Here is a 17,147-nt window from a genome sequence, read left to right on the forward strand (position 1 = left end):
AGCATTCTACACTACATCCACGCTACCTGGAAATGCACTTAGAGGCAGCTATAGCGTGAAGAAAGGACGTTTTCTGTTATGGAACGTAAAAAATGATAAAGCCCGATGGATCACCGGGCCTCAGAAGAGAGTGTTTCAACACGAAGCTGGTCTGGCGCCAGCCCAACGCTGAGAATGACAGGCTGCCACTCCTCGCGTGCGGCGAGCGTCGGTGATAGGCCTTTGGCGAGCCAGAATCCCCCCAGACCACCTAATGCGGCACCGCACATGGCGGCTCCGTCGGTGCCAAACAGCATCTGGAAAACGCCGCCCATGATAAACAGACCGACCAGCGGAGAGAGATACACCAGCATGGCGGAGCTGAGCAGACTGCCTTCCGCGATGCCCAGCTCTACCTTTTGCCCCGCCATCAGCGGCTGTTCACTTGGCACAGAAATCGTGTGCGATGTCTGCGGCCCGAGCTTATTCAGCACGCGGCTACCGCAGCCGGCGCGGGATGCACAGCTATTACATGAGGCTTTTACATCGCAGCTCACCAGCGCAATGCCGTTCTGCCACGAGACAACCGTCGCCCACTCTTTGATCATTGTGCGGCCCTGAATTTAATGCTGTCGGAGATGCGCTTCGCCGTTTGCGGAGGAAGTTCACCCACAATGGTGATCTCCGCGTTATCGCGTACCGTTGTACTTACCGTACGACGACCGGTACGCAGCATTTGTTCGGCGCTGTTTGCCGTTGCGCGATTAATATTCACCGAGAAACTGAACAAACCATCGGAATAGAGGCGCGATTCCACCGGCGTTTCAATCGTTGGAAGCTGACGACGGCTGCTGGACACTTCGCTAAACCCTTGCGGGATCCAGGCAGGTACCCAGTTGAAATTAACGGAGTCTCCTGCCGGAACAGAAAGCAGCGGCGGCAGGCTGGCCTTAGCCAGGTTCTGCATGCTGTTACCAACCTGATTGTTCACGCTGAAGGAGATCACCCGGAACTGTTCCAGCGTTTCACCGTCACGGTCGAGGAGATCAACACGCATGGGGAGTTTGGTTTCCGCGTCGATCCAGACAATATAGCTGTAGCGCGTTCCGTCCCGGGCAACAACCCGAATCACCTCGCACAGTCTGTCCGCGATGCGGGTACGCCCTACCGAAATAAAATCGTAGTAAGGGGCAAGCCGTTTGAAATCGGTGTAAATGAGTGACGGCAGAGAATCAACGATATAATCGCCATTCAGCGTGAAAGGTTCCAGGCCTGGCTCGAAATAGCTGATTTCATTACCACGCTGGACAACTTCCCGACGCGGGCCATCCATCTGTAAAAGCTGGGCGAGCGGCTGGTTATCAAGACGGGCATGACGATAGCGTAACGACTCGACGCCCTGCTTATTGATGCTGATAAATGCCAACTCGTAATTGAGTGACTGGCTGGCCAGATTCATTTGCTGCAACAACGCCCCGGATGATACATCAGCCGAGGCGTTGGCAGAGAAGAACAGGCTACCCGCCATCAGAGACATGGCGAACCAAAGTTGCTTCATTACTGCGATTGCGTTCCTAAAGTTTGGTTTCCGGGCACCTGCACAGCAGCTTGCTGTGTCTGGGCCTGCTCAAACTGAAGCTGTTCAGAGTGCAGGCGACGCTGCAACTCGTAATCCTGCAACATCGCATTAATGCGACGGCGCTGCTCCTGAACCTGCTGCTGCTGACCGCCGCTGGCGGAAGCATCAGCCGGTACGCCCAGGCTTACCGGGCTGGCTTTGCCCATCATCGGCAGTGTGTTAAACACTGGCGCTTCTGGCTGCTGATTAGTTTCAGACTGAGTATTATAGTGCTGGACGCCAACGATAACTGCAAGCGATACGCATGCAGCCACACCCATTTGGGTAAGCTGGCTGGCCCACGGACGCACCTTTTGCCAGAACGGCATTTTCTGCCACTGGTGAGGTGCGGGTTGAGCTTCAGGAATCAGCGGAGTGGTCTGATGAACAGGCTCATTCTCAATCGCCGCCATGACGCGGGCTGAGATATCGAAATGGAGAACCTCGCCGGTGTCACCGCGAAGGGTGTCACGGATGAGATGGTAACTCTCCCAGGTCTCTTGCATTTCGGGAGAATGAGACAGCTCGTTGAGCAGCTCACTATCAACCGTTTCACCATCCATTAAAGCGGAAAGTTTTTCTTTCTGCATGCCTAATACCTTTTCCAGTATCCCGCTATCGTCAACGCCTGATAAGCGGTTGAACTTTATTATCAATAGCTTCTCGCGCACGGAAAATTCGTGAACGTACCGTGCCGACCGGACAATCCATGATAGCGGCTATCTCTTCATAGCTCAGACCATCAAGCTCCCGTAACGTAATTGCCATGCGTAAATCTTCCGGGAGCGACTCGATCGTGCGAAAAACGATTTGTCTCAGTTCTTCTGACAACATTAAGTTCTCAGGGTTCGAAATTTCTTTCAATGCGCCGCCACTTTCGAAGTTTTCGGCGTCGATTGCGTCCACATCACTAGAAGGCGGACGACGGCCCTGAGCGACCAGATAATTCTTTGCCGTATTGACCGCAATACGGTACAGCCAGGTATAAAAAGCACTATCTCCCCGGAACGAATCCAGCGCGCGATAGGCCTTAATAAAAGACTCTTGCACCACATCAGGCACATCGCCTGACGGTACATAGCGGGAAACCAGGCTCGCCACCTTATGCTGGTAGCGCACCACCAGTAAGTTAAAGGCTTTCTGATCTCCCTTCTGGACCCGTTCAACCAGGACCTGGTCCGTTAACTGCTCGCTCATCCGAGGTAATGTCTCCCCAAACCTAAATTCCACGCGTTATCGAAACGCCACTCTAAAAATACCGCACTTTGAGCAAGCACCGAATTAGAGTGTCTGATCTTCAATAAGTTCCGTAACGCCTTTGTTTTTGTTCATCGCGCCGCAGACTGTTCATTTTCTCTCATTATAAGTCTGTTCACGATACGCACCACTTTCTGACAAGAAACATCTTTTTCCCGCCAGAAGAGTAACGCAACACAGGCTTTATTTCACCACAAAATCTGACGCTAACGATCTGCTTCGCAAAATAATTTCACTCATTTACCCTCCGTTTACCTCCGCTTACGCGTTTAGCCATTGCAACATCCGCTAAAAAAAACGTGCGATATATCGCATTCGAGTGCTATTCTGACTCAACACTGTTTAGTAAATTAAACAACAATCATGAACACAACACCTGAACTCCATTGTGATGTACTGATCATCGGCAGCGGCGCTGCCGGTCTCTCTCTGGCGCTGCGCCTGGCCGAGCATCAAAACGTTATCGTTCTGAGTAAAGGACCGATAAGTGAAGGTTCCACGTTTTATGCCCAGGGTGGCATTGCCGCCGTGTTTGATGAGACAGACAGCATTGCTTCCCACGTCGACGATACGCTGATTGCCGGGGCCGGGATCGTGGATGCGCATGCCGCAGAGTTTGTCGCCAGCAATGCCCGCCACTGCGTGCAGTGGCTCATCGACCAGGGCGTATTGTTCGATACGCAGGTTCAACCCAATGGTGAAGAGAGCTACCACCTGACGCGCGAAGGCGGCCATAGCCACCGCCGCATCCTGCACGCAGCGGATGCCACCGGTAAAGAAGTGGAAACGACGCTGGTCAGTAAAGCGCTGAACCATCCTAATATTCGGGTGCTCGAGCGAAGTAACGCCGTCGACCTGATTATCTCCGACAAGATTGGCCTGCCGGGCACGCGTCGCGTGGTGGGCGCCTGGGTCTGGAACCGCAATAAAGAGAAGGTGGAAACCTGCCGGGCGAAGGCCGTGGTGCTGGCCACGGGCGGCGCCTCTAAAGTGTATCAGTACACCACGAACCCGGACATTGCCTCCGGAGACGGTATCGCGATGGCCTGGCGCGCCGGCTGCCGGGTGGCGAACCTCGAGTTTAATCAGTTTCACCCAACCGCCCTGTTCCACCCTCAGGCGCGCAACTTCCTGCTGACGGAAGCCCTGCGCGGTGAAGGCGCTTATCTGAAACGCCCTGACGGCACCCGCTTTATGCCGGACTTTGACTCTCGTGGCGAACTGGCTCCGCGCGATATCGTTGCCCGCGCCATCGACCATGAAATGAAGCGTCTTGGCGTGGATTGCATGTATCTTGATATCAGCCACAAGCCTGCAGAGTTTATTCGCCAGCACTTCCCGATGATTTACGAAAAGTTGCTCAACCTTGGCATCGATTTAACGCGCGATCCGGTGCCGATTGTGCCAGCCGCCCACTATACCTGCGGTGGGGTCATGGTTGACGATCATGGGCGTACCGATGTCGATGGCCTGTATGCTATCGGTGAGGTCAGCTATACCGGGCTACACGGCGCGAACCGTATGGCCTCTAACTCACTGCTTGAGTGCCTGGTGTACGGCTGGTCAGCAGCGGAAGACATCGCGAAGCGCATGCCTTATGCCCGTGAAACAGAGCATCTGCCTGCCTGGGATGAAAGTCGGGTGGATAATCCGGACGAGCTGGTCGTGATCCAGCATAACTGGCATGAGCTACGGCTGTTTATGTGGGACTACGTGGGGATTGTGCGCACCACGAAACGCCTGGAGCGCGCCTTGCGCCGCATCACCATGCTGCAGCAGGAAATTGATGAGTATTATGCCAATTTCCGCGTATCCAATAACCTGCTGGAGCTGCGCAATCTGGTGCAGGTTGCCGAGCTGATCGTTCGCTGCGCGATGATGCGTAAAGAGAGCCGTGGACTGCACTATACGCTGGACTACCCGGATCAGCTTGCTGAATCCGGCCCCTCGATCCTCGCCCCTCAGGTTTACATAAACAGATAAAACGCCTGGGTCAGAGCAGTGTAATCTTCGGAATAACGCTGGTCTGGCCCACGGATCACCATTCGGTCATTAAAGCATTCACCCTCTTTTGGCGAGAGCGCCAGCAGCACGCGGTGCGGCAGTCGTCCTTCCGTATCCGAAATATCGGTACGCAGACGTAACGTCCAGCCGATCTCCTGCGCGATACCGATGAACGTGTTGCCGGTACTCTCAGGCAGGACCACGCAGAAAAAACCTTCTTCGGAGATGAGTTCCGCCGCACTGGTGAGCAGCGCTTTATGATCGAGGGAGCCGGTATAACGCGCCTGTTCACGCTCGGGTGTCCCGCACTCAACGCCGGGCTCGTAGTAGGGAGGGTTGCTGACGATCAGATCGTAACGCGCGGTTTGTTCAGGCGCCCAGGCGAGCACATCGGCGCAGTCCACTTTCATGCGGGCAGCCCAGGGGGATTCGGCCACATTTTCACTTGCCTGCTCTGCCGCCTGCGCATCCAGTTCGACGGCATCGATGGTGACATGTTCTTCCGTGCGCTGCGCCAGCATTAACGCCACCAGCCCGCTGCCGGTACCGATATCAAGAATACGCTTAACCCCTGCGACAGGCGCCCACGCGCCCAGTAAAATACCGTCCGTACCGACCTTCATGGCACAGCGATCGTGAGCGACAAAAAATTGTTTAAACGTAAAACCATCGCGGCGCAGCTGCGCTTTGAGTTGAGACATGTCGGAGCAACCTTCTAAGTGAAACTGGAGTAGCATAGGGGAAAGCGAAGTGGCCGAAAAGCGATATCCATACAAACAGATGAAGATTACAGCCGTAACGTCTATAATCAGCGCCCCACACAGAGGTAGAACATGACTGTAACGACTTTTTCCGAACTTGAACTCGATGAAAGCCTGCTCAATGCACTTGAGAGCAAAGGCTTTACACGCCCGACCGCCATTCAGGCAGCGGCCATTCCGCCTGCGCTTGAGGGCCGCGATGTGCTCGGTTCTGCGCCAACCGGCACGGGGAAGACAGCAGCCTATTTGCTGCCTGTGTTGCAGCATCTGCTCGATTTTCCACGTAAAAAATCTGGCCCGCCGCGTATTTTAATCCTGACGCCGACGCGCGAACTGGCCATGCAGGTGGCCGAGCACGCGCGTGAACTCGCGGCAAATACCCATCTGGATATCGCGACCATCACCGGCGGCGTTGCGTATATGAACCACGCCGAAGTGTTCAGCGAAAACCAGGACATCGTCGTTGCGACGACGGGCCGCCTGCTGCAGTATATTAAAGAAGAGAACTTCGACTGCCGCGCGGTTGAAACGCTGATCCTCGACGAAGCCGACCGTATGCTGGACATGGGCTTCGCACAGGATATCGAGCACATTGCCGGGGAAACGCGCTGGCGTAACCAGACGATGCTGTTCTCTGCCACCCTCGAAGGGGAAGCGATTAAAGACTTCGCAGAGCGTCTGCTGGAAGATCCGGTGGAAGTGTCGGCGACGCCGTCCACCCGTGAGCGTAAGAAGATCCACCAGTGGTACTACCGCGCGGACAACCTTGAGCACAAGGTCGAATTGCTCAAACACCTGCTGAAGCAGGAAGATGCGCTGCGCACAATCGTGTTTGTCCGTAAGCGCGAGCGCGTGCATGAGCTGGCAGAAATGCTACGTAACGCCGGGATCAACAACTGCTATCTCGAAGGCGAGATGGCGCAGATCAAGCGTACCGAAGGCATTAAGCGCCTGACCGATGGCCGCGTTAACGTGCTGGTTGCCACAGACGTGGCCGCTCGCGGGATCGACATTCCGGACGTCAGCCACGTCATTAACTTCGATATGCCGCGCAGCGGCGATACCTATCTACACCGTATTGGCCGTACCGGCCGCGCGGGCCGCAAAGGGATTGCTATCTCACTGGTCGAAGCGCATGACTACCTGCTGCTGCAGAAAATTGGCCGCTATGTTGACGAGCCGCTGAAAGCGCGGGTTATTGACGGCTTGCGCCCAACCACACGTGCGCCGAGTGAAAAAATGACGGGTAAGCCGTCCAAGAAAGCGCTCGCGAAACGTGCTGAGAGAAAAGAGAAAGAAAAAGAGAAACCGCGCGTGAAGCAGCGCCACCGCGATACCAAAAATATTGGTAAGCGCCGTAAGCCAAGCTCTGCCGCACCAGAGACAAAAACGGAAGAGTAAAAAAAGCCGGGGAAATCCCCGGCTTTTTTATTCCCCCCGTCGCTGAAGCCTTACAGGCTTTCAGTAAAGGTACGCGCGATAACGTCGCGCTGCTGTTCTGGGGTCAGAGAGTTGAAGCGTACCGCATAGCCGGACACGCGAATGGTCAGCTGTGGGTATTTTTCTGGGTGCTCAACCGCGTCCATCAGCGTTTCGCGACGCAGTACGTTTACGTTCAGGTGCTGACCACCTTCCACGCGCACTTCCGGTTTCACTTCCATTGGAATTTCACGGTACTCGATTTCGCCCAGTTTGCTCACCGGCACGATTTCATCTTCAGCAAAACCCGCTTTCGCGACGACACAGCGCGCTTCGTTTTTCTCGCTGTCCAGCAGCCAGAAAGAGTTGAGCAGATCGTCATTTGCAGCTTTAGTAATCTGGATACCTGTAATCATGTGTTGCCTCCCTTAGGCTACATTAACTGATGTCGGCCTCTCGCGGCCAATTGGTAAAACCATTGTTTCTTGTGTGTATATATATCATTCACACCCCGGTGATTTATTGATTTAAATCAACAAAAACACCAACCACATAAAGAGTGTGGTTTGAATTTATTGCTTTAGATCAATTTCACGACCTTACCAATTCAATTTAACCTGCACATTTTCAACATAAATTTAGCCACTTAGCGCGCATTTCAGTGTGCTATTTTGCTCACCGGGCTTTAACAGGTAAGCTAGTCAAAGATTGAAATTCGCAGGAGAGCGAGATGACGACACCTTTAACCTGGCATGACGTGCTGGCAGAAGAAAAGCAGCAGCCCTATTTTATCAATACGCTCAGCACCGTTGCGGCTGAGCGCCAGTCCGGACAGACGATTTACCCGCCGCAGAAAGATGTGTTCAACGCCTTTCGCTACACCGAACTGAGCGATGTGAAAGTGGTCATTCTGGGTCAGGATCCCTATCACGGCCCGGGTCAGGCGCATGGGCTGGCGTTTTCCGTACGTCCCGGCGTGGCGATCCCCCCTTCTCTGCTCAACATGTATAAAGAGCTTGAGGGAACCGTGCCCGGGTTTACCCGGCCAAACCATGGCTACCTGGAAAGCTGGGCGCGTCAGGGCGTGCTGTTATTGAACACGGTACTCACCGTTCGGGCCGGCCAGGCGCACTCGCACGCCAGCCTGGGCTGGGAGACGTTCACCGATAAAGTCATCAGCCTGATCAACGAACACCGTGAAGGGGTCGTGTTTTTACTCTGGGGATCGCATGCGCAGAAGAAAGGGGCGATTATTGACCGTCAGCGTCATCACGTGTTGAAAGCGCCGCACCCGTCACCGCTGTCTGCACATCGCGGTTTCTTTGGCAGTAATCATTTTGTTCTGGCGAACGAATGGCTGGAAAAACGTGGCGAAACGCCCATTGACTGGATGCCTGTGTTACCGGCAGAGAGCGAATAGTATTTGAATGTGCCGGGTCTGACCCGGCACATGAAGGGGCTTATGCCTTATTCTGACGCCACCATTCGGCCAGCAGCACGCCGGTCGCAACGGATACGTTCAGACTTTCCACATTGCCTGTCCCATCAATAGAGACGCTCAGATCCGCACTGGAGAGCGCCGCATCAGACAGACCATCGCGTTCCTGACCTAATACCAGCACCATTTTACGCGGCAGCGTCGCTTTAAACAGCGGCGTACCGGCATGGCTCGAGGTGGTCACGATGGAATAACCCGCTTTACGGAACTGCTCAAGAGCATCCAGCACGCTGTCGCCGGTGATCGGCTGTACGTGCTCGGCTCCGCCTTCCGCAGTACGGATCGCGGCACCGGACTCCAGCAGCGCGGCATCCTGCAACAGCACGCCTTTCACGCCAAAGTGCGCGCAGCTGCGCATCATTGCGCCCAGGTTGTGCGGGTTACCCACATCTTCCAGCGCCAGCACGCAGTCATCGGCATCCGCCTGGCTGACCCACTGCTGTACGGTCGTGCCGTTACGTTTTTTGATCAGGAAGCAGACGCCGCCGTGGTGTTCAGTACCGGAGGCTTTGGTCAGCTCGGCATCATCCACAACGTGGTAGGCTTTACGGTTCGCGGCCATCCAGCGCAGCGCTTCTTTAAAGCGCGGAGTCACGCTCTGGATGAACCAGGCGCGGACGATACACTCAGGACGGCTCTGGAACAGCGCCTGGCAAGCATTCTCGCCGTACACGCGGGTCTCTTCCGCACGCTGACGGCGCAGCACTTCCGGATCGATAAAGCTTTTACCGCTGATACCGCCGTGATCGGCTTTTTCCGGCGTCTCATCGCCAGGGGCGCGAGAAACGGTGCGCCACGGGGAGCCGTTATCACGCGAGAAGTCATCACGCGGACGATCGTCGCGTGGACGGTCACTACGTGGGCGGTCGGAACGCGGACGGTCATCGCGTTTGCGATCGTCACGTTTGCGGTCATCACCGCGGGAATTTCTGTCATCGCGGGCGGGGCGACGGCCACCGTCTGCACGAGAAGACGCCGGACGCCCGCCACCTTTTCCGGTACGCGGATTTTGGGTGCGTTTATCAGAGTCATCATCACTGCGGACATACATCACTTTGACCTTGCCGCTTTTGTTTTTCATTTCGTCGTTCATGCTTTTCTCCACCAGCGCTGCGCGAAGCGCGCAGATTACCCGATGTGCCAGCGCATAGCCATAATTTCGTACAAAAGCCTGTGACTATTGTTCTCATTGAATAAAACGCATTGTTGTTTCAAACAGGCTCATTGATAATATGTAACATATTAGAAACATTATCGGCGTTCTGCCGCTGTCCCACGGCTCTATCAGAGGTTAGTTATGAATACCGTATGTGCCAACTGTCAGGCTCTTAACCGCATTCCGGACGATCGGATGGAAGATGGTGCGAAATGCGGACGTTGTGGCCATGAATTATTTGATGGCGAGGTCATTAATGCGACGGGTGCTACGCTGGACAAACTCCTCAAGGACGATCTTCCTGTCGTGATCGATTTCTGGGCGCCATGGTGCGGCCCATGCCGTAGCTTCGCGCCAATCTTCGAAGACGTGGCCGAAGAGCGCAGCGGAAAAATACGCTTCGTGAAGGTCAATACCGAAGCCGAACCCGAACTGAGCGCCCGTTTTCGTATTCGCAGCATCCCGACCATCATGATTTTCAAAAATGGTGAAGTGATCGATATGCTTAACGGTGCGGTTCCAAAAGCACCTTTTGAAAGCTGGTTAAACGAGTCGCTTTAACATTCACGGGGCACATCTTGTGCCCCGCTCCCGCCTCTGCGAAAATAGTGTTTTTCCTGCATTTCGCCCATGACTGATAACGCTGTTCTTCAATTACGCGCCGAACGCCTTGCGCGCGCTACCCGACCGTTCCTCGCCCGAGGCAACCGTATTCGCCGCTGTCAGCGCTGCCTGCTGCCGCTGAAGGTTTGTCTGTGCGAGACGCTGGCCCCGAGTACGGCGGAGAGTCGTTTTTGTCTGGTCATGTTCGATACCGAGCCGATGAAACCCAGCAATACGGGGCGTCTTATCGCCGATATTCTGCCGGATACCGCCGCGTTTCAGTGGTCCCGCACGGAGCCGCCTCAGGCCCTGCTCGACTTAGTGGCAAGCCCGGACTATCAGCCGATGGTCGTTTTCCCCGCGTCATACGCAGGTGCGGATCGCCAGGTGCTTTCAGTGCCGCCATCCGGTAAACCACCGCTGTTTATTATGCTGGACGGCACCTGGACCGAAGCGCGAAAAATGTTTCGCAAAAGCCCGTATCTCGACGCACTGCCGGTGATTTCTGTCGATCTTTCCCGCGTCTCCGCCTACCGCCTGCGTGAAGCGCATGCTGACGGGCAATACTGCACCGCTGAAGTAGCCATTGCGCTTCTGGATTTAGCGGGAGATACCGCTGCGGCTGGGGCTCTTGGTAACCATTTCTCATGCTTCCGGGAGCGCTATCTGGCGGGAAAAACCGTTCATAAGGGCAGCGTCACAGCAGCCGAGACGGAAAGCGTTTAAAATCATCAGGTCGCTTGCATTCACAGGAGGCCTGCATGAGCCAGCGAGGGTTAGAAGCGCTACTTCGTCCTAAATCCATTGCCGTCATTGGCGCATCAATGAAACCGGATCGTGCTGGCTATCTGATGATGCGTAACCTGCTGGCCGGGGGGTTTAATGGCCCCGTCATGCCCGTCACGCCGGCGTATAAGGCGGTTCAGGGAGTGCTTGCATGGCCCGATGTACGGAGCCTGCCTTTCGTGCCGGATCTTGCCGTACTGTGTACAAACGCGAAGCGTAATCCGGAACTGCTGGAATCGCTCGGCAAGAAAGGCTGTAAAACCTGTATTATTCTCTCGTCTCCGCCTGAACAGAAAGCCGAGCTTCTGGCCTGCGCCAGCCGCTATCAAATGCGTATTCTTGGGCCAAACAGTCTTGGACTGCTCGCCCCCTGGCAGGGGCTGAACGCCAGTTTCTCTCCGGTTCCGATCCGCAAAGGCAAACTCGCGTTTATCTCGCAGTCGGCTGCGGTATCGAACACCATCCTTGACTGGGCGCAGCAGCGCGAAATGGGATTTTCCTATTTCATTGCCCTTGGCGACAGTCTGGATATCGACGTTGATGAGCTCCTGGATTTTCTGGCGCGCGACGGTAAAACCAGTGCGATCCTGCTTTATCTTGAGCACCTCAGCGACGCGCGTCGTTTTGTCTCGGCTTCGCGAAGCGCGTCGCGCAATAAGCCGATCCTGGTGATCAAAAGCGGACGCAGCCCTGCGGCACAGCGTCTGCTGCATTCGCATTCCGGCATGGATCCCGCCTGGGACGCCGCCATCCAGCGCGCGGGGTTGCTGCGGGTACAGGATACGCACGAGCTTTTTTCCGCCGTTGAGACCTTAAGCCATATGCGCCCGTTGCGCGGCGAGAAGTTAATGATTGTCAGTAACGGTGCAGCCCCTGCGGCACTCGCCCTGGATGAGCTGTGGCGGCGCTTCGGCAAGCTGGCAACGCTGAGTGAAGAGACGCTGCAGCGCCTGAAAGACGCGCTTCCGACCAGCGTGACGCCCGGCAATCCGCTTGATTTGCGCGATGATGCCAGCAGCGAGCGCTATATCAAGGCAATTTCCATTTTGCTGGATAGCCAGGATTTCGATGCGCTGATGATTATCCACTCCCCCAGCGCGGTCGCGCCTGGCAGCGAAAGCGCGCGCGCGCTCATTGACGCCGTGCACAATCATCCACGAGGCAAATATGTCACCCTGCTGACCAACTGGTGCGGTGAGTTTTCTTCGCAGGAGGCTCGGCGTTTGTTCAGCGAGGCCGGGCTGCCAACCTACCGCACGCCGGAAGGCACCATCACCGCCTTTATGCATATGGTGGAATATCGCCGCAACCAGAAACAGCTGCGTGAGACGCCGGCTTTGCCGGGAAATCTAACGGCGAACACCGTCGACGTTCACCGGCTGTTGCAGCAGGCCATTGAAGAAGGCGCGACGTCGCTGGATACGCATGAGGTCCAGCCCATTCTGGGCAGCTACGGGATGCAAACCCTGCCGACCTGGATCGCCAGCGACAGCGCTGAGGCCGTGCATATTGCCGAGCAAATTGGCTATCCGGTTGCCCTGAAGCTGCGCTCCCCGGATATCCCGCATAAGTCTGATGTTCAGGGGGTGATGTTATACCTGCGTACGGCGACTGAGGTGCAGCAGGCCGCCGATGCCATTTTCGATCGGGTCAAAATGGCCTGGCCGCAGGCAAGGATCCACGGATTGCTGGTGCAAAGCATGGCCAACCGCGCAGGCGCTCAGGAATTACGGGTGGTGGTCGAACACGATCCCGTCTTCGGCCCGCTCATCATGCTGGGAGAAGGTGGCGTGGAGTGGCGTCCGGAGGAGCAGGCCGTGGTCGCATTACCGCCGCTGAACATGAACCTGGCGCGTTATCTGATCATTCAGGCGATAAAAAGTAAAAAGATCCGTGGCCGGAGTGCGCTGCGTCCGCTTGATATTGCCGGGTTAAGTCAGTTCCTGGTGCAGGTCTCTAACCTGATTGTGGACTGTGCCGAGATCCAGCGGCTGGACATTCATCCGCTTCTCGCCTCCGGCAATGAGTTTACGGCGCTGGACGTGACCCTGGATATCGCGCCCTTCGAAGGAGACAGAGAGAGCCGTCTGGCGATCCGCCCGTATCCCCTGCAGCTGGAGGAGTGGGTTGAGATGAAGAATGGGGAACGCGCCTTGTTCCGCCCTATCCTGCCGGAAGATGAGCCCCAGCTGCGGGCTTTTATCTCTCAGGTCACGAAAGAGGATCTTTATTATCGCTATTTTAGCGAAATCAACGAATTTACCCACGATGATTTAGCCAATATGACCCAGATCGACTACGATCGAGAAATGGCGTTTGTTGCCGTTCGCCGCTCCGAAAAGGGAGATGAGATCCTCGGCGTCACGCGTGCTATTTCTGACCCGGATAACGTCGATGCAGAGTTTGCGGTGCTGGTGCGCTCCGATCTTAAAGGCCTGGGTCTGGGAAGACGGCTGCTGGAAAAACTCATCAGTTATACGCGAGATCACGGATTGTTACGCCTCAATGGCATTACTATGCCTAACAATCGCGGTATGGTGACCCTGGCGCGAAAACTTGGGTTTGACGTTGATATTCAGCTGGACGAAGGTATTGTGGCTTTGTCCCTCAGTCTGACATCAGCAGACAAACGCGAGTAAGCTACTGGAAATGTTACCCACTTTGGACGGGACTGGTGGTATCATTGTCCGCTTATGTTGTTTGCATGGTACAGACAACCCTTCAATGAACAGAGAAGAAACGCACTGTGATGTTGTCAAAATTTAAGCGTAATAAACATCAACAACACCTTGCTCAACTACCGAAGATTTCTCAGTCAGTTGATGATGTAGAGTTCTTTTACGCTCCCGCTCATTTTCGGGAGACGCTTCTGGAAAAGATTGCCAGCGCCACGCGACGCATTTGCATTGTGGCGCTTTATCTTGAACAGGATGAAGGCGGGCGCGCGATCCTGAACGCGCTCTATGAAGCCAAACGTCAGCGGCCGGAACTTGATGTTCGCGTGCTGGTCGACTGGCATCGCGCTCAGCGTGGCCGTATTGGCGCTGCCGCGTCAAACACCAATGCCGACTGGTATTGCCGCACGGCGCAGGAAAATCCTGGCGTTGATGTGCCTGTTTATGGCGTCCCGGTGAATACCCGTGAAGCGCTCGGCGTTCTTCATTTTAAGGGGTTTATCATTGATGACAGCGTGCTTTACAGCGGCGCAAGTCTGAATGATGTTTACCTTCATCAGCTCGATAAATATCGCTACGACCGCTACCATCTGATCCGTAATCCGCAGATGGCCGATATCATGTTCAACTGGGTTGATAAAAATCTGGTCCATGGCCGCGGCGTTAATCGCCTTGACGATCCCGAGCGCCCTAAAAGCCCGGAAATCAAAAATGATGTTCGCGCCTTCCGCCAGGAGCTGCGTGATGCGGTGTATCATTTCCAGGGTGATGCGAACAACGAAGAGTTATCCGTTACCCCGCTGGTAGGGCTCGGCAAATCGAGCCTGCTGAACAAAACGATTTTTCATCTGATGCCGTGCGCGGAGCAGAAACTCACCATCTGTACGCCGTACTTCAACCTTCCTGCCGTGCTGGTGCGTAATATCATTCAGCTGCTGCGCGACGGTAAAAAAGTGGAAATCATCGTGGGTGATAAAACGGCAAACGACTTCTTCATTCCTGAAGATCAGCCGTTCAAAATCATCGGTGCGCTGCCTTATCTCTATGAGATTAACCTGCGCCGTTTCCTGAGCCGTTTACAGTATTACGTCAATACTGACCAGCTGGTTGTGCGTCTCTGGAAAGATGAAGACAACACATACCATCTGAAAGGAATGTGGGTCGACGATGAGTGGATGCTGCTGACCGGTAACAACCTGAACCCACGCGCGTGGCGACTGGATCTGGAAAACGCTATCCTGATCCATGACCCGCAGCATGAGTTAGCCGCAAAACGTGAACGTGAGCTGGAGCTGATTCGCACCCACACGACAGTGGTTAATCATTACCGAGAACTGCAGAGCATTGCCGATTATCCGGTGAAAGTCCGCAAGCTTATCCGCCGCTTACGTCGTATCCGTATCGACCGACTTATCAGCCGTATTCTGTAATATCCAGGCCCTGCCACCCGCAGGGCTTTTTTATGGGGCCCGTGGATGCGTATTCCTCTGTTACTGAGCGTCTTCTTCCTGAGCGGCTGTAGCCATATGGCCAACGATAACTGGTCCGGACAGGATAAAGCACAGCATTTCCTCGCTTCTGCGATGTTGTCCGCAGCCGGTAATGAATATGCGCAGCATCAGGGATACAGTCGGGATCGTAGCGCGGCGATAGGGCTGATGTTCTCAGTGGGTCTTGGGGCATCAAAAGAACTGTGGGATAGCCGCCCCGCAGGGAGCGGCTGGAGCTGGAAAGATTTCGCCTGGGATGTCGCCGGCGCAACGACCGGCTATGCCGTGTGGCAGATGGCGCGCTATTAAAGTCGAATACCTTTCCCTTTGCGATGCAGCATCAGGGAAACAACAAAGGCCAGTGCACCCATTATCGTTACGTACCAGAAGAATGTCGTTTCACTTCCCCATGATTTAAGCGACAACGCAACGTACTCCGCCGATCCGCCAAATAGCGCATTAGCCACCGCATAAGAGAGCCCTACCCCTAAAGCACGTACCTGCGCCGGGAACATTTCAGCTTTCAGTATCCCGCTGATAGAGGTATAGAAACTGACAATCACCATCGCCAGCATCACCAGTGCAAACGCGGCATAGGGCGAAGTCACATGCTGAAGGGCAGACAGAATAGGTACGGTACATAATGCCGACAGCCCGCCAAAAATCAGCATCGACGTACGTCGACCGATTTTATCCGAGAGCGCACCGATAACGGGTTGTATGAGCATAAAGACAAACAGCGCAACGGTCATGACTACGCTGGCGACATTTGCGTGCATGCCGGTAGTGTTCACCAGGTACTTCTGCATATAGGTGGTGAACGTGTAGAAACTGAGAGAGCCGCCCGCAGTAAAGCCAAGCACCATAAGGAAAGCTTTGCGGTTACGCCATAACCCTTTGAATGTTCCCGCCTCCTTCAGCATCCTGACCTCTTTCTGAGAGGTTTCATCTAGCTGACGGCGTAGCCAAAGTGCAACGACCGCCAGTACAGCGCCCATTGCGAAAGGAATTCGCCATCCCCAGGCATGAAGTTGTTCGTCCGTCAGAATCTGCTGCAGGATCACCACCACAAGAATGGCCAGCAGTTGACCGCCAATCAGCGTGACGTACTGGAATGAGGCGTAAAAACCTTTACGGCCCTCGAGGGCAATCTCACTCATGTAGGTCGCACTGGTACCGTATTCACCACCCACCGATAATCCCTGGAACAAGCGGGCCAGTAAAAGTAGCGCCGGTGCCCAGGTGCCAATTGATTCATATCCCGGTAAGCAGGCGATCACCAGAGAGCCAAAGCACATCATACAGACCGAGATCAGCATTGAAGCCTTACGCCCGCGACGATCCGCAATGCGACCGAACAGCCAGCCTCCGATGGGGCGCATTAAAAACCCTGCGGCAAAAACCCCCGCCGTTTGCAGCAGTTGCGTTGTGGTGTTGCCGGATGGGAAGAAAATATGTGCGAAGTAGAGTGAACAGAATGAGTAGACGTAAAAGTCGAACCATTCAACCAGATTCCCTGAAGAGGCGCTGATGATTGCCCATACCCTTCTTCGGGTATCACTGTGAGCCAGCGTCCCGTTTGATGTCATGCTTTCTGTCATTGTGATTATGCTCCTGCCATAAACTGCGGCGTATTGAGCCAGAAGACTCAACAACCTCGTAAATGAAATGTTATAATTTTGTTATAAATCACATTGAGACAGAGATCACACATTCCATTAGCAGGATAAGGGATTAGGAGAAAGGCCAGAGTGGGAAAGCACAAAGCAAAAAACCCCGCACCTTTCGGTACGGGGTTCTTCTTAATTGATGCCTGGCAGTTCCCTACTCTCACATGGGGAGACCCCACACTACCATCGGCGCTACGGCGTTTCACTTCTGAGTTCGGCATGGGGTCAGGT

The 17,147-nt window shown here is 54.8% G+C and carries 17 protein-coding genes and 1 rRNA gene; 8 read left to right on the forward strand and 10 right to left on the reverse strand.

Going from position 1 to position 17,147, the window contains the following annotated elements; all coding sequences use genetic code 11:
- Window positions 1-110: 110 nt before the first annotated feature.
- From rseC to rseD, 5 genes are read right to left on the reverse strand one after another with little or no spacing between them, the layout of a single operon-like run.
- Window positions 111-587, reverse strand: coding sequence for a SoxR-reducing system protein RseC (rseC, locus tag OTG14_RS13160; RefSeq protein WP_061714620.1), 477 nt, complete (start codon window positions 585-587; stop codon window positions 111-113).
- Window positions 584-1,537 (reverse strand): sigma-E factor regulatory protein RseB, encoded by a 954-nt coding sequence (gene rseB, locus OTG14_RS13165; RefSeq protein ID WP_023308851.1) that lies wholly within the window; start codon window positions 1,535-1,537, stop codon window positions 584-586. The genes rseC and rseB overlap by 4 nt, the downstream gene beginning before the upstream one ends.
- Window positions 1,537-2,187 carry an anti-sigma-E factor RseA gene (rseA, locus tag OTG14_RS13170; RefSeq protein WP_008502186.1) on the reverse strand — a complete coding sequence of 217 codons (651 nt, stop codon included), beginning with the start codon at window positions 2,185-2,187 and terminating at the stop codon, window positions 1,537-1,539. The genes rseB and rseA overlap by 1 nt, the downstream gene beginning before the upstream one ends.
- A gap of 31 nt (window positions 2,188-2,218) precedes the next feature.
- A complete protein-coding gene (gene rpoE, locus OTG14_RS13175; protein ID WP_006176728.1) occupies window positions 2,219-2,794 on the reverse strand; it encodes an RNA polymerase sigma factor RpoE in 576 nt (191 codons plus the stop codon).
- Window positions 2,791-2,874 carry a rpoE leader peptide RseD gene (rseD, locus tag OTG14_RS23835; protein WP_223605340.1) on the reverse strand — a complete coding sequence of 28 codons (84 nt, stop codon included), beginning with the start codon at window positions 2,872-2,874 and terminating at the stop codon, window positions 2,791-2,793. Before rseD ends, rpoE begins: the two co-directional genes overlap by 4 nt.
- Before the next feature lie 343 nt (window positions 2,875-3,217).
- Here rseD and nadB point away from each other — a divergent pair, with 343 nt between their 5' ends.
- The gene (nadB, locus tag OTG14_RS13185) at window positions 3,218-4,837 is read left to right on the forward strand and encodes an L-aspartate oxidase (protein ID WP_267215175.1); all 1,620 of its coding nucleotides are present in this window, start codon (window positions 3,218-3,220) and stop codon (window positions 4,835-4,837) included.
- On the opposite strand, the gene trmN is transcribed toward nadB, so the two are convergent.
- A complete protein-coding gene (gene trmN / locus OTG14_RS13190; RefSeq protein ID WP_267215176.1) occupies window positions 4,822-5,559 on the reverse strand; it encodes a tRNA(1)(Val) (adenine(37)-N(6))-methyltransferase TrmN in 738 nt (245 codons plus the stop codon). The genes nadB and trmN overlap by 16 nt on opposite strands.
- 132 nt (window positions 5,560-5,691) lie before the next feature.
- On the opposite strand from trmN, the gene srmB reads away from it, so the two are divergent.
- Entirely contained in the window at window positions 5,692-7,020 is a 1,329-nt protein-coding gene (gene srmB / locus OTG14_RS13195) for an ATP-dependent RNA helicase SrmB (protein WP_267215177.1), read from the forward strand.
- Window positions 7,021-7,070: 50 nt separating this feature from the next.
- On the opposite strand, the gene grcA is transcribed toward srmB, so the two are convergent.
- Complete coding sequence (grcA, locus tag OTG14_RS13200; protein WP_008502190.1) at window positions 7,071-7,454, reverse strand: autonomous glycyl radical cofactor GrcA; 384 nt, start codon at window positions 7,452-7,454, stop codon at window positions 7,071-7,073.
- Window positions 7,455-7,768: 314 nt separating this feature from the next.
- Between grcA and ung the strand changes: the two genes are divergently transcribed.
- Window positions 7,769-8,458: a uracil-DNA glycosylase gene (gene ung, locus OTG14_RS13205; protein ID WP_023333064.1), complete on the forward strand. Its 690-nt coding sequence runs from the start codon at window positions 7,769-7,771 to the stop codon at window positions 8,456-8,458.
- A gap of 40 nt (window positions 8,459-8,498) precedes the next feature.
- Here ung and OTG14_RS13210 read toward each other — a convergent pair whose 3' ends face one another.
- Window positions 8,499-9,629, reverse strand: coding sequence for a tRNA/rRNA methyltransferase (locus OTG14_RS13210; RefSeq protein ID WP_032648656.1), 1,131 nt, complete (start codon window positions 9,627-9,629; stop codon window positions 8,499-8,501).
- 204 nt (window positions 9,630-9,833) lie between these two features.
- On the opposite strand from OTG14_RS13210, the gene trxC reads away from it, so the two are divergent.
- The 5 genes from trxC to OTG14_RS13240 all read left to right on the forward strand — a co-directional run bounded on the left by trxC (window position 9,834) and on the right by OTG14_RS13240 (window position 15,555).
- Window positions 9,834-10,253, forward strand: a complete 420-nt coding sequence (gene trxC, locus OTG14_RS13215; RefSeq protein ID WP_024908614.1) for a thioredoxin TrxC — start codon at window positions 9,834-9,836, stop codon at window positions 10,251-10,253.
- Between the two features lie 69 nt (window positions 10,254-10,322).
- Window positions 10,323-11,021, forward strand: a complete 699-nt coding sequence (tapT, locus tag OTG14_RS13220) for a tRNA-uridine aminocarboxypropyltransferase (RefSeq protein ID WP_267215178.1) — start codon at window positions 10,323-10,325, stop codon at window positions 11,019-11,021.
- 35 nt (window positions 11,022-11,056) lie between these two features.
- Entirely contained in the window at window positions 11,057-13,720 is a 2,664-nt protein-coding gene (locus OTG14_RS13225) for a bifunctional acetate--CoA ligase family protein/GNAT family N-acetyltransferase (RefSeq protein WP_267215179.1), read from the forward strand.
- 110 nt (window positions 13,721-13,830) lie between these two features.
- Window positions 13,831-15,186 carry a CDP-diacylglycerol--serine O-phosphatidyltransferase gene (pssA, locus tag OTG14_RS13235; RefSeq protein ID WP_023333068.1) on the forward strand — a complete coding sequence of 452 codons (1,356 nt, stop codon included), beginning with the start codon at window positions 13,831-13,833 and terminating at the stop codon, window positions 15,184-15,186.
- A gap of 45 nt (window positions 15,187-15,231) precedes the next feature.
- Window positions 15,232-15,555: a YfiM family lipoprotein gene (locus tag OTG14_RS13240; protein ID WP_024908611.1), complete on the forward strand. Its 324-nt coding sequence runs from the start codon at window positions 15,232-15,234 to the stop codon at window positions 15,553-15,555.
- On the opposite strand, the gene OTG14_RS13245 is transcribed toward OTG14_RS13240, so the two are convergent.
- A complete protein-coding gene (locus tag OTG14_RS13245; protein WP_024908610.1) occupies window positions 15,552-16,847 on the reverse strand; it encodes an MFS transporter in 1,296 nt (431 codons plus the stop codon). The genes OTG14_RS13240 and OTG14_RS13245 overlap by 4 nt on opposite strands.
- A gap of 210 nt (window positions 16,848-17,057) precedes the next feature.
- A 5S ribosomal RNA gene (gene rrf, locus OTG14_RS13250) occupies window positions 17,058-17,147 on the reverse strand; the annotation flags it as partial.

The sequence above is a fragment of the Enterobacter pseudoroggenkampii genome (assembly GCF_026420145.1).
Taxonomy (GTDB): Bacteria; Pseudomonadota; Gammaproteobacteria; order Enterobacterales; family Enterobacteriaceae; genus Enterobacter; species Enterobacter pseudoroggenkampii.

Excerpts from the sequence above, each read along its gene's own strand:
- pssA (WP_023333068.1), top strand. The coding sequence starts at position 13,831 with ATGTTGTCAAAATTTAAGCGTAATAAACATCAACAACACCTTGCTCAA.
- OTG14_RS13225 (WP_267215179.1), top strand. The coding sequence starts at position 11,057 with ATGAGCCAGCGAGGGTTAGAAGCGCTACTTCGTCCTAAATCCATTGCC.
- OTG14_RS13240 (WP_024908611.1), top strand. The coding sequence starts at position 15,232 with ATGCGTATTCCTCTGTTACTGAGCGTCTTCTTCCTGAGCGGCTGTAGC.
- rseA (WP_008502186.1), bottom strand. The coding sequence starts at position 2,187 with ATGCAGAAAGAAAAACTTTCCGCTTTAATGGATGGTGAAACGGTTGAT.
- ung (WP_023333064.1), top strand. The coding sequence starts at position 7,769 with ATGACGACACCTTTAACCTGGCATGACGTGCTGGCAGAAGAAAAGCAG.
- OTG14_RS13245 (WP_024908610.1), bottom strand. The coding sequence starts at position 16,847 with ATGACAGAAAGCATGACATCAAACGGGACGCTGGCTCACAGTGATACC.
- srmB (WP_267215177.1), top strand. The coding sequence starts at position 5,692 with ATGACTGTAACGACTTTTTCCGAACTTGAACTCGATGAAAGCCTGCTC.
- trxC (WP_024908614.1), top strand. The coding sequence starts at position 9,834 with ATGAATACCGTATGTGCCAACTGTCAGGCTCTTAACCGCATTCCGGAC.
- tapT (WP_267215178.1), top strand. The coding sequence starts at position 10,323 with ATGACTGATAACGCTGTTCTTCAATTACGCGCCGAACGCCTTGCGCGC.
- trmN (WP_267215176.1), bottom strand. The coding sequence starts at position 5,559 with ATGTCTCAACTCAAAGCGCAGCTGCGCCGCGATGGTTTTACGTTTAAA.
- OTG14_RS13210 (WP_032648656.1), bottom strand. The coding sequence starts at position 9,629 with ATGAACGACGAAATGAAAAACAAAAGCGGCAAGGTCAAAGTGATGTAT.
- rseC (WP_061714620.1), bottom strand. The coding sequence starts at position 587 with ATGATCAAAGAGTGGGCGACGGTTGTCTCGTGGCAGAACGGCATTGCG.
- rseB (WP_023308851.1), bottom strand. The coding sequence starts at position 1,537 with ATGAAGCAACTTTGGTTCGCCATGTCTCTGATGGCGGGTAGCCTGTTC.
- grcA (WP_008502190.1), bottom strand. The coding sequence starts at position 7,454 with ATGATTACAGGTATCCAGATTACTAAAGCTGCAAATGACGATCTGCTC.
- rpoE (WP_006176728.1), bottom strand. The coding sequence starts at position 2,794 with ATGAGCGAGCAGTTAACGGACCAGGTCCTGGTTGAACGGGTCCAGAAG.
- nadB (WP_267215175.1), top strand. The coding sequence starts at position 3,218 with ATGAACACAACACCTGAACTCCATTGTGATGTACTGATCATCGGCAGC.